The sequence below is a fragment of the Vibrio sp. 2-2(8) genome (genome assembly GCF_963888495.1).
In the GTDB taxonomy this organism is placed as follows: Bacteria; Pseudomonadota; Gammaproteobacteria; order Enterobacterales; family Vibrionaceae; genus Vibrio; species Vibrio anguillarum.
On sequence record NZ_CAWPJM010000054.1, the window covers coordinates 198,461 to 210,464 of the forward strand.

General features: G+C 43.0%; 11 protein-coding genes. 8 read left to right on the forward strand and 3 right to left on the reverse strand.

Annotated elements, in window-relative coordinates; all coding sequences use genetic code 11:
* Positions 1-132: 132 nt before the first annotated feature.
* The 3 genes from AACV12_RS17425 (at position 133) to AACV12_RS17435 (ending at position 3,637) form a co-directional block, all read left to right on the forward strand.
* A complete protein-coding gene (locus AACV12_RS17425; protein WP_094147634.1) occupies positions 133-1,800 on the forward strand; it encodes a SulP family inorganic anion transporter in 1,668 nt (555 codons plus the stop codon).
* A 140-nt stretch (positions 1,801-1,940) separates the two neighbouring features.
* Positions 1,941-2,861, forward strand: a complete 921-nt coding sequence (locus tag AACV12_RS17430) for an ABC transporter ATP-binding protein (protein WP_026027559.1) — start codon at positions 1,941-1,943, stop codon at positions 2,859-2,861.
* A 5-nt stretch (positions 2,862-2,866) separates the two neighbouring features.
* On the forward strand, positions 2,867-3,637 hold the full coding sequence (locus AACV12_RS17435) for an ABC transporter permease (RefSeq protein ID WP_170901092.1): 771 nt from the start codon (positions 2,867-2,869) through the stop codon (positions 3,635-3,637).
* Positions 3,638-4,194: 557 nt separating this feature from the next.
* Here the strand turns inward: AACV12_RS17435 and nagA are convergent.
* The 3 genes from nagA to AACV12_RS17450 are packed head-to-tail and all read right to left on the reverse strand — an operon-like array spanning position 4,195 to position 6,893.
* The gene (nagA, locus tag AACV12_RS17440) at positions 4,195-5,328 is read right to left on the reverse strand and encodes an N-acetylglucosamine-6-phosphate deacetylase (protein ID WP_170901069.1); all 1,134 of its coding nucleotides are present in this window, start codon (positions 5,326-5,328) and stop codon (positions 4,195-4,197) included.
* 3 nt (positions 5,329-5,331) lie between these two features.
* Positions 5,332-6,195 carry an N-acetylmannosamine kinase gene (locus AACV12_RS17445; RefSeq protein ID WP_170901072.1) on the reverse strand — a complete coding sequence of 288 codons (864 nt, stop codon included), beginning with the start codon at positions 6,193-6,195 and terminating at the stop codon, positions 5,332-5,334.
* A complete protein-coding gene (locus AACV12_RS17450) occupies positions 6,183-6,893 on the reverse strand; it encodes a putative N-acetylmannosamine-6-phosphate 2-epimerase (protein WP_170901074.1) in 711 nt (236 codons plus the stop codon). Before AACV12_RS17450 ends, AACV12_RS17445 begins: the two co-directional genes overlap by 13 nt.
* 247 nt (positions 6,894-7,140) lie before the next feature.
* Between AACV12_RS17450 and AACV12_RS17455 the strand changes: the two genes are divergently transcribed.
* The 5 genes from AACV12_RS17455 to AACV12_RS17475 all read left to right on the forward strand — a co-directional run bounded on the left by AACV12_RS17455 (position 7,141) and on the right by AACV12_RS17475 (position 11,871).
* Positions 7,141-8,106, forward strand: a complete 966-nt coding sequence (locus tag AACV12_RS17455) for a sialic acid TRAP transporter substrate-binding protein SiaP (protein WP_170901076.1) — start codon at positions 7,141-7,143, stop codon at positions 8,104-8,106.
* A 65-nt stretch (positions 8,107-8,171) separates the two neighbouring features.
* Complete coding sequence (locus tag AACV12_RS17460; protein ID WP_272870675.1) at positions 8,172-8,681, forward strand: TRAP transporter small permease; 510 nt, start codon at positions 8,172-8,174, stop codon at positions 8,679-8,681.
* A 5-nt stretch (positions 8,682-8,686) separates the two neighbouring features.
* The gene (gene siaM, locus AACV12_RS17465; protein WP_170901078.1) at positions 8,687-9,970 is read left to right on the forward strand and encodes a sialic acid TRAP transporter large permease SiaM; all 1,284 of its coding nucleotides are present in this window, start codon (positions 8,687-8,689) and stop codon (positions 9,968-9,970) included.
* A 37-nt stretch (positions 9,971-10,007) separates the two neighbouring features.
* Complete coding sequence (locus tag AACV12_RS17470) at positions 10,008-10,907, forward strand: dihydrodipicolinate synthase family protein (RefSeq protein WP_170901080.1); 900 nt, start codon at positions 10,008-10,010, stop codon at positions 10,905-10,907.
* Between the two features lie 130 nt (positions 10,908-11,037).
* Complete coding sequence (locus AACV12_RS17475) at positions 11,038-11,871, forward strand: SIS domain-containing protein (protein ID WP_170901082.1); 834 nt, start codon at positions 11,038-11,040, stop codon at positions 11,869-11,871.
* Positions 11,872-12,004: the final 133 nt, after the last annotated feature.

The following is a 12,004-nucleotide window of genomic DNA, read 5'->3' on the forward strand; positions in this document are numbered from 1 at the left end:
CGAGTTTTCCTAGTAAAAAAATTAAACTGCTTCCATCGCTATTTGGATGGTCAACAGAGAATCAATCACATGTAAAATAATGGTTAATGATTAGAATGATGATTTGTTAGAGTGAGACAACCTATTTTGAGTATGAGGAAAAGCATTGTGTTTAGAGGCCGTTTTGCCGATATCGACCTAAAAGGAGACGTCTTTGGTGGCGTCACGACCGCGATTATTTCACTGCCACTTGCCTTGGCTTTTGGTGTGGCGTCTGGTGCGGGTGCAGAAGCAGGGCTTTGGGGAGCAATATTGGTGGGGCTGTTTGCTGCCTTGTTTGGTGGTTCATCTACATTAATTTCTGAACCCACAGGGCCAATGACGGTCATTATGACGGCCATTTTAACCAGCATGGTGTCGCGTTATCCTGAAACGGGGCTTGCAGTTAGCTTCACGGTTGTCATGATGGCAGGCGCTTTTCAGATTGTACTTGGCACTTTAAAACTTGGGAAATACATCACCTTAATGCCCTATAGCGTGATCTCTGGCTTTATGTCAGGAATTGGGGTGATTTTGATTATCCTGCAGTTGTCACCGCTGCTTGGTCAGGCGGCTCCCGCTGGGGGAGTGATGGGAACGTTAACCGCGTTGCCCGAGATCATTAGCCAGATGAAGTTCAGTGAGCTCTTTCTTGGTTTGTTAACCTTAGGCATTTTATTTTTTCTCCCGGTTCAATATCGCAAACAAGTGCCCGTTCAATTGGTCGCTTTAGTCGGCGTGACGCTTGTTTCGGTACTGTTATTTGATAGCGATGAGATCCGCCGTATTGGTGTGATCCCTGCTGGCTTACCCTCTTTTGTTATTCCAACCTTCAATGCCGAGATGTTCACCACCATGGTGATTGACGCTTTAGTACTCGGTACGCTCGGCTGCATTGATACGTTGCTCACCGCGGTAATTGGCGATTCTCTAACGCGTAAAGAGCATGATTCCGATAAAGAACTGCGAGGGCAAGGGCTGGCTAATATGATCGCGGGCTTATTGGGTGCGTTGCCAGGTGCAGGTGCAACCATGGGTACGGTGACCAATATTCAGGTCGGCGCGCGTTCTCCTCTGTCTGGTGTAGTTCGTGCCTTAGTATTAGCCTTAGTGGTATTGGTGGCGGGAGGCTTAACCGAACCGATTCCAATGGCGGTATTGGCAGGGATTGCGGTGTATGTTGGTTTTAATATTCTTGATTGGAGCTTTATCCAACGCGCGCATAAAGTGAGTGTGCAGGGGATGGCCATCATGTATGGCGTGATGCTGTTAACTGTCTTTGTCGATTTGATTGTTGCGGTTGGCTTGGGCGTTTTTATCTCAAATATTTTGATCATAGAACGCTTGAGCCGCGAGCAAGCTCGCCAAGTGAAAGCCATTAGTGATGCTGATGAAAACGATGTGCCATTGACTGATAGCGAACGAGCTTTATTGGATCAAGCCAATGGTAAGGTGCTGTTTTTTTATCTCTCAGGGCCGATGATTTTTAGTGTATCTAAAGCGATCGCTCGCCAGCACAATCACATCAGTGACTATGAAGCGATGATTTTAGATCTTACTGATGTACCTATGATTGATGTGACGGTTGGACTTGCTTTAGAAAACGCGATTAATGATGCCTTAGATGCTCACTGCGCGGTCTACTTACTTTGCCCAAATGTGCACACCAAGCAGCAACTGGAAAAGTTTCATATTTTGGATCTGGTGCCAACCGAGCAGACTTTTTCGTTTCGTTATGAAGCGCTCAATGCTGCGGTTAAGCAGGTAGCCCAAAATCGTTAAGCGTTAAGGTTGTGCAAGAATGAATTACGCAGATCGCTGGATCTGCGTTTTTTATTTTATCAATTTCTAATATTGGGTTGAAAAATGCGAGCCTTAGCAGCACATAGGATAGGTTAATATCACAAAGAGTGATCCGTCGAATGTACGCATTAGAAATAGAACAATTACGAAAAACTTACGCTGGTGGGTTTGAGGCCCTAAAAGGGGTGAGTTTACAGGTTGAAAAAGGCGATTTTTACGCACTGCTTGGGCCCAATGGGGCTGGGAAATCAACCACCATTGGCATTATCTCTTCGCTGGTCAATAAAACCTCTGGCACCGTTAAAGTGTTTGGTTTTGATATTGATAAAGATCTTGAACTGGCCAAGCAACATATTGGTTTAGTGCCGCAGGAGTTTAACTTCAACCAGTTTGAAACGGTTGAGCAAATTGTGTTGCAGCAAGCTGGGTATTACGGCGTGACGAAAGCGTTAGCGAAAGAGAGGGCAGAGAAGTACCTCTCAAAACTCGATTTGTGGGAAAAACGTAAAGAGCGTGCACGTAATCTTTCTGGTGGTATGAAACGTCGTTTGATGATTGCTCGAGCTTTAATGCATGAACCTAAGTTGCTGATTTTAGATGAACCCACCGCCGGTGTGGATATTGAACTGCGCCGTTCTATGTGGGAGTTCTTAACCGAAATTAACGCGCAAGGGATCACCATTATCTTAACCACGCACTATTTAGAAGAAGCGGAGATGCTGTGCCGCAATATCGGCATTATTAACCGAGGTGAGCTTATTGAAAATACCTCGATGAAGGATTTGCTGGCCAAATTACAGCTCGAAACCTTTATTTTAGATATCGCAGAGAATTCTCCGCCAGCGCCACAACTCAGTGGTGTGATCTCGCAAACCATGCTCAACGGTTCGTTACAAATTGAGTTGGAGAAAACGAAAGGGCTAAATTCAGTCTTTTCACAGTTAACAGAACAGGGAATTACGGTGCTTTCAATGCGCAATAAAGCGAACCGCCTTGAAGAGCTGTTTGTCAGCATTGTTCAACAGCAGAGCCGAGGATAATCATGATGTATCGTTTATATTGGACGGCTTTTTGCAGCTTGCTGACTAAAGAAATCAACCGTTTTACGCGTATTTGGGTGCAAACCTTAGTACCGCCAGCCATCACCATGACGCTCTATTTCATTATTTTTGGCAATCTAATTGGTTCGCGTATTGGCCAGATGAACGGCTTTAGCTATATGGAATATATTGTCCCGGGCTTAATTATGATGTCGGTGATCACTAACTCATACTCGAACGTCGCCTCTTCTTTCTTTAGTGCGAAGTTTCAGAAAAACATCGAAGAGTTGTTAGTTGCGCCTGTACCTAACTACGTCATTATCGCCGGATTTGTGATGGGTGGGGTAGTGCGTGGTTTGTTGGTAGGCACGATAGTGACTCTAGTGTCGCTGTTCTTTGTTGATCTCAAGGTCGATCATTGGGGGATCATTGCGGCGACGGTTTTTCTCACCTCTGTTGTGTTCGCTTTAGGCGGCATGATTAACGCCATTTTTGCTAAAACCTTTGATGACATTTCGATTATTCCTACCTTTGTATTGACGCCATTAACCTACTTAGGTGGGGTGTTTTATTCGATCAGCCTATTGCCTGACTTTTGGCAAGCGGTATCGAAAATCAACCCAATCGTTTACATGGTTAATGCCTTCCGCTACGGTTTTTTTGGTGTGTCGGATGTGGGAATTGTTACCTCGTTCAGTGTGCTTGGTATTTTTGTCGTGGCCCTGTATGGGGTTGCGCATTATCTGGTTTCGCGTGGTATCGGGTTAAGGACTTAATAGTTCCTCCCCCTTTTAGGGGGAGGCTAGGAGGGGGTCACCCCACCCTAACTCTCCCCTTAAAGAGGAGGGAATTAGTTTTGTGAGCGTTGAGAGTAAGCCATTTATGATGATCGATGTGGTTTGCTAAAACAGTTTTTGTCCAAAACTTTGTTACGATTAATTTGTGCATTTTGGGGCTGTAATGCTGCCTGGACTGTAAGTAGTTTTCTTTCACAACACTCATCAGGATTAAACCGAAGCAAAAAATAGGACACCTTATGCTTTCATATTAGGACACCATATGGTTTTGAACTGTTCTTAACTGATTGATTCGTAGTAGGGCGTTAGGACATCTTATGGTTTCAGCGACACATTTGTCTTATCAGTTTTCCCCAATCAAACACAATTCTCTCTTCAGAAATGACTTCTTTTGTTGTCTTTTAATCGTTTTGCTTTTTTGAATAGCTTTTTGATTCGAAAATAAAAAAGATCGAATGTGTAAAAAGCCATTTTTCTAATCAAAAGCGCTTTCTTATTCGATCTTTAAATATATTTGAATTTTAGGGTGCCGTTACTTAATAGAGATCGCCATCCGCCAGTACTGCTTGGCTTTGATATTGAGTATTAAGGACTGTGGCAGCCGCTCTATAATTCGGTTTAAGGAAGCCAAGGTCTTCACATTTCATAGCAATGGATGGATAGGTTGAAGCCATTTTCAAGGCTTCTTGTTCGCAAATTCCCCACTTAATTACGTTCGCTACGGATTCATCCATGCCTATGTGAGCCCCAGCCAGACTTCCTCGGCTGTTGACCAGTTTGTTGTCCACCACACGAATGGTTTCGCCATCAAGTTCGAACTGGTTGGTCACACTGCCAAGACTCGCCATAGCATCGGTAACGATAAGTAGTTTTCCTTCTGGTTTCACTTTATGAGCCAGCAAGAAACTCTTTGGATGAACATGAATGCCATCGGTGATGATGGAACACCATGTGTGGTCACTCAACATTGTCGTTCCTACTGCACCGGGTTCACGACCTTCCAATGCTGACATAGCATTATAAAGATGCGTGAAACCATCCACTAATTGCATCTTTTCAACGGTCAACTCATCTGCTTTAGCATTGCTATGACCACAGGCTACGACAATCCCTTTATGTTTTAGCCATTCTAAAGAGTCTGTAGAAATGTTTTCCACTGCAGCAGTAACGAGCGTTTTACCTTTTGTTAGCCAGTTAAAATTTGCTAGCTGCTCAGGTGTAGGAGAGTAAAAAAGCTCTGAATTATGTGCGCCTTTCTTCTCTTGGTTTAGCCAAGGGCCTTCAAGATGAATACCTAAAACACCCACAATCCCTTCTTTTATAGCTTTATCGATAGCTGAGAGTGCTTTTTGAATGTCGCTAGGTGTGGTGCTAATTAGAGTTGGCAATAAGTAAGCTGTGCCATGGGAGCGATGCGCACGACAAATAGTATCAACCGCAAAAGGGGATAGGTCATTGTTAAACATAACATCACCGCCACCATTCACCTGAATGTCGATAAAGCCCGGAGCGATGATGGCGTCTTCAAAATGCTGATGTTCGATATCCGCAGGGAGTTGAGTAATAGGAACAACGGCTTTTATTGATGTGCCTTCCCATAGTAAAGCCGAATTATCATGATATTTAACACCATCAAAAAGACGTGGTGCAGAAATCGCTTTTAACGTCATCTGCTACTCCTTAAATTGAAATGCAGCACCGAGTAAACATGCATCGTAATTGCCTTTTGCTGCAACAACAGGCAGTTGGAAAACTTTTGGGCGGTTTTGGATTGCGTTATTCACTCTTTCCAAGTATCCGTCCGCAAAGCCAATTCCGCCGCCAAGTACAACAATATCCAGATCTAAGCAGGCTTTTAAATTGCAACACAGGGTGGCAATAGCTTGCGCACTAGTAGTAATAATCTGCTCAGCAACAGGATTAGTTTTTGCCTGTTCAAACAATTCGATGTTCGTTAATGGCTTATTAAACCGTTCATCACTGGTTTTTTTAATTGCAGTACCTGAAGCAATTGACTCGACACATCCAACTTGACCACATCCACATTCTTTGCCGTTGATATCAATGGACATGTGCCCAATATGCCCGGCGAGTCCGCTATGACCCTGATGAAGTTTTCCGTCAATAATGATTCCACCACCAACACCTGTAGAAACAGTAATGAAGGCCATATTTACTGAAGCATCATTTAACTGCACAAACTCATACCAGGCAGCTGCCTGAGCATCGTTTAACATCGAAACTGTTTTACCTGTTTGCCTCTCCAGCTCTTGAGCGAACGGAAATGGTGTCGGGAAGCTGAGCGTATCTGGGTTGATGGCTGTAATGCCGCTTTCGGTTACAAAGCCAGTCGTTGAGACACCAATATTGTCGATATCGTCAATCCAGTTTTGGATGTCCTTGAGTGTCGACTCGGTAAAAAGCACAACATTCTGTGATTCAGGCGTTTCTATTTGATGTCTCTTAATTAGAACGCCACCTTCGACGACACCCAATGCGACTTTTGTTCCGCCGATATCGATTGCTAGAGTGCGCATTTCCTTTCTCCTGCAGCTTGAGTTGCTTTGTTAAACCATTGAGTCACGCTTTCTAAGCGAGTAATTGCCGAACCAACAGTAACAGCGACAGCACCCGCTTTAATAGCTTTCGCTGCGAGTTCCGGCGTATTAAAGCGTCCTTCAGCCATAGTGAAATAGCCGGCGTCTGAGAAAGCTTGTACTAATTGGAAATCAGGCTCGGTTGGTTCAGCATCTCCTACGTATCCTGACAATGTTGTGCCAATAATTTCAACGCCTTGAGTGTGTGCCCACTCTCCATCTTCAAAACATGAGCTGTCTGCCATTGCAAAGCAGCCAGTATTCTTTATTGCCTGGGCAATATGTTCACGGCTTTCAGGACGAGGGCGGTTAGTTGCATCAAATGCGATGATAGTAGCACCAGCATTTGCAAGAGCGTCAACGTCTGAAGCGAACGGCGTGATTCTAATTGGGCTGCCTATTAAATCACGTTTTACGATACCGATGATTGGTATAGACACCGCTGCGGCAACTGCCGCGACGTTAATAGCACCTTCTATACGAAGTGCTTTTGCGCCCGCTTGCTGAGCGGCTAATGCCATTGCAACAATGAATTCTGTTTTGTCTAAAGGACTACCGGTCACTGGCTGTATAGAAACAACAGTTTGACCTTGTAAAGATTTTTTAAGTTCTTCGATCGTTAATTTTTTTGTTCTCACAACAGGCCTCGTATGTCTTTGACTGCGGGCGAACAACCTATCTGAATAGATAGACTTGATTCTTTGCTTTATTTGCAAAAGGGCAGAAATAATCAATTTTTGTCCGCGATCACATTTTGAAAAAAGGTGGTTTGAAAATAATCTTCACGGCAATGATAATTCATAACGAAGATTTTTTTCAAACAAAATAAAATTTTTTTTTGAAAATGGTGAAGTAAGGTGTAACACGAAAAATAAAGGGAATAACATGAAAGCCATTAATAAGATTACTATCGCAATGCTAACTCTCGGGTGTGCTGTTTCAGCACAAGCTGCTACTACATTAAAAATGGGAATGCAGGCTTCCGTAGGTTCTGTGGAATACACTTCTGCAAAAATGCTAGCAGACACTCTAGAAGAAATGAGTAAGGGTGAAATTAAACTGGCTCTTTATCCAAGTGCTCAACTTGGTGATGACCGTGCAATGCTTCAACAACTGAGTATGGGTGACCTTGATATCACTTATGCTGAGTTTGGACGTATGGGGTTATGGATCCCAAGAGCAGAAGCCGTAACTTTACCGTATGTTGCTCGCGATTTTGATCATCTACGTCGTATGTTTGACTCTGAATTCGGATTAGGTATTCGTGAAGAGATGTTGACGAAGTTTAACTGGCGAGCGCTGGATACTTGGTACAACGGTACGCGTGAAACTACTTCTAACCGCCCACTTAACTCAATTGAAGACTTTAAAGGTCTGAAATTGCGTGTACCTAATGCTAAACCTAACCTCAATTATGCAAAGCTTTCTGGTGCATCACCAACGCCTATGGCTTTCTCAGAAGTCTACTTAGCACTTCAAACTAACGCTGTAGATGGACAAGAAAACCCACTACCAACGATCAAAACAATGAAGTTCTACGAAGTGCAAAAGAACTTGGCGATGACAAACCACATTGTGAACGACCAGATGGTAATTATTTCCGATGCAACTTGGCAGAAACTGTCTGACGAAGAGAAAGAACTGGTCCAAAAAGCAGTGAAGAAAGCGGGTGATGCACATACTGCATCTGTGAAAAAGCAAGAAGAAGAACAGGTTTCATTCTTCCAAAGCGAAGGTGTTAACGTGACTCACCCAGATCTTGCTCCGTTCCGTGAAGCAATGCAACCCCTTTACAAAGAGTTTGAAAGCAAAATTGGTCAACCTATCGTTGAGAAACTTGCTGCAATGTAAATGGATTGATTCGTCGATCTCTCAATGTTTTAGCTGGCCTTGTTTGGCCAGCTATGGAGTTCAAGATGTTACGTAAGATTTTCAATAATATAGAAGAAATCATCACAGTACCTTTGATGGCCGCGCTGCTAGTTGTATTGACTTGGCAGATCGGTACTCGCTGGTTGCTGAATGCTCCTTCCTTGTGGAGTGAAGAGCTCGCTAGAGTTCTCTTTATGTATATGTCGTTAGTCGGGTGTGCAATCGCTATCAAGCGAAGTTCACACGTAAACATTACTTTCTTTTCAGACAAACTACCGGAGAAAGTGCGGCTGTGTCTGGTTTTATCATTGGAACTTGCCGTTCTAGTTTCTATTGCTGCCATCATTTACCTTGGGTATCAGCATGTTCAAAGAAATGCTTTCTTTGAATTGATTACTCTTGGAGTTTCAATTAGTTGGATGAACTACAGTCTGCCATTAGGTGGTGTGTTTATGGTGTTCAGACAACTGGAAAAAATGTTCCATATTTTTAAAGAGTTGTGTGGTTGTGCAAAATCTGCATCGATGAATGACTCGCAAATCGCTGAGAGGTAGTGACTATGGTTGGTTCAATTTTTGGCTGGCTAGCTCTGCTATTTGCAGGTATGCCCGTTGGTTTTTCGTTAATTTTTGTCGCTCTTGTATTTTTAGTATTAACCAATAGCACAGGTATTAACTTTGCTGCTCAGCAGATGATAGGTGGTATCGATAACTTCACTTTATTAGCGGTTCCTTTTTTTGTGTTAACTGGACACCTAATGAACAGTGCTGGTATTACGGAACGTATTTTTAATTTCGCTAAGTCTCTTGTTGGTCATATTACGGGTAGTTTGGGCCACGTAAATATCATGGCAAGTTTGTTATTTTCAGGTATGTCCGGCTCAGCATTAGCTGATGCTGGTGGTTTAGGACAACTTGAGATTAAGTCAATGCGTGATGCTAAGTATGACGACGATTTTGCCGGTGGTTTGACCGCTGCATCTTGTATTATTGGTCCTTTAGTTCCCCCTTCAGTTCCTTTGGTCATTTACGGTGTTGTGTCAAATACATCCATCGGGGCTTTATTTTTAGCGGGTGCCATTCCGGGTCTTTTGTGTTGTGTCGCGTTGATGGTAATGAGTTACTTCATCTGTAAAAAGCGTGGGTACATGACGTTGCCAAAAGCGACTCGTCGTGAACAACTAAAATCTTTTAAAGAAGCATTCTTGTCACTCTTAACGCCTGTGATCATCATCGGTGGTATTTTCTCTGGCAAGTTTACTCCAACAGAAGCCGCAGTAGTGTCATCTCTATATGCTTTGTTCTTGGGTCTAGTGGTATACAAACAACTTACGTTAAGCAGCTTGGTCGACATTTTAAAAGAGACAGTAAACACTACGGCAGTTGTCGCGTTAATGGTTATGGGTGTAACCGTATTTGGTTGGATCGTAGCTCGTGAGCAGTTGCCACAAATGCTTGCAGATTATTTCTTAACAATCAGCGATAACCCGTTGATATTGTTGCTACTAATCAACTTACTGTTGTTGTTCTTAGGTACCTTTATTGAGTCATTAGCCTTACTTCTACTCTTGGTCCCGTTCTTGGTTCCAGTGGCTGCAGCTGTAGGTATCGACCCTGTTCACTTTGGCGTTATGGCAATTCTTAACCTAATGATTGGCATTCTAACACCGCCTATGGGCATGGCTCTCTATGTTGTTTCACGTGTTGGTGACATTCCATTCCATACATTGACTAGAGGTGTAATGCCGTTGCTAGTGCCTTTGTTTATTGTTTTGGCTCTTGTTGCAATTTTCCCACAATTCACCCTACTACTACCTGAAATGTTCTTAGGTTATGGACAGTAGTTTGGCGACTGCAAATTAAATTATTAAGGTAAATGAAATGAAAAAATTAACTGGCCTGATTGCTGCTCCGCATACTCCATTTACAGTGGACAACAAGGTTAACTTTGGTGCGATTGATCAAATTGCTGAGTTACTAATTTCTCAAGGTGTTAAAGGTGCTTACATATGTGGTACCACGGGAGAAGGAATCCACTGTTCTGTTGAAGAGCGAAAAGCGATTGCTGAACGTTGGGTAAAAGCTGCGGACGGTAAACTGGATTTGGTTTTACACACTGGTGCTTTAAGCATTGTTGACTCAATAAACTTAACTGTACACGCCGAAACTCTCGATATTTTGGCAACATCTGCGATTGGCCCTTGTTTCTTTAGACCAGGAAGTGTTGACGATTTGGTTGAATATTGCGCGCAAATTGCTGCGGCAGCGCCTTCAAAAGGCTTTTACTACTATCATTCAGGAATGTCAGGTGTAAATCTGGACCTAGAGCAGTTCTTAATCAAAGGTGAGCAACGTATTCCGAATTTGTCGGGTGCGAAGTTCAACAATTCTGATCTGTACGAGTACCAACGTTGCGTTCGTGTATCTAGCGGAAAGTTTGATGTGCCATTTGGTGTTGATGAATTTCTGCCTGCAGGCTTAGCTGTTGGTGCTGTGGGTGCAGTAGGTAGTACTTACAACTACGCTGCGCCTTTATATCTCAAAATCATTGAAGCCTTTAATCAAGGTAAACATGATGAAGTCGCTTCTCTAATGGATAAAGTGATTGCTATCATTCGTGTCCTTGTTGAATATGGTGGCGTTGCGGCGGGTAAAGTTGCTATGCAACTGCATGGTATTGATGCGGGTAATCCTCGTCAGCCAATCCGCTCTTTAACGGATAAGCAGAAAGCAGATGTTATTGCGAAAATGAAAGATGCGGGATTTATGTCATTATCTTGATTCTCATCAATGAGGGGAGCGATGCTCCCTTCATATTTAAGAATCTAGAAACAAATCATTGAGATAGTGTATTAATAGATTCAGGTCTTTGATACTTTATCAGTAGCCAAATTATTGTTAAGGATGCCCCGTGAATTTGCCTAAAAACTTACTGGTTCGGTTGCGATCAAATATTGAGCCGTTAAGTAAAAAACTAAGATTGGTTGCCGACTATGTGATGGAAAACGCACATGATGTTCAGTATCAAACCATTACTGATTTAGCGCGAAATACAAAAACGAGTGAAGCGACGGTTCTGCGTCTCTGTCGAGATATGGGGTACAAAGGCTATTCAGATTTTAGAATGGCATTGGCGGTTGATTTAAGTCAGTCTGCAAACAACTCACAACCTAAAATTGATGGTGATATATGTGATGTATCAGCACAAAGCGCGGTAGAGAGCCTCCTTGATACTGCAAAGCTGATCGACAGAAACTCACTGAAACGTATTTGCGAACTTATCCATAAAGCTCAATTTATCGGCTGCGTAGGTGTTGGGGCATCTAGCATCGTTGGGCGTTACCTTGCTTACCGTCTAGTTCGTATCGGCAAAAAAGCGATTATGTATGATGATACTCATCTTGCAGCAATGAGTGCCCGTAGAAGCACTACAGGTGACATTTGGTTTTCGGTATCGAGTTCGGGTACAACCAAAGAAGTGATACATGCTGCTTCCCAAGCGCATAAACGAGGTGTTCCTGTCATTTCTTTAACCAATATAAGCCACAGTCCATTATCGTCTATTTCAGATGAAATGCTGGTTGCTGCGCGACCGGAAGGGCCACTTACTGGGGGCGCTTTCTCCTCTAAAGTTGGAGCGTTATTACTTGTTGATGCTTTGATTAACACACTTTTAGATATTTACCCTGAATACTCAGAATCTGTTTTTGAAACGGCAGAGGTTGTTCTTCCTCTCATGGATTGATTCTAATTGTAGTGGCATAGTGAATTTGGTCACTTAGTTAGAGGTGATATCATCACCTCATAAGTTAACAGGTGACATTATGACAAAACGTACAAGACGACTATTTAGCGCAGAATTTAAGTTAGAAGCAGCG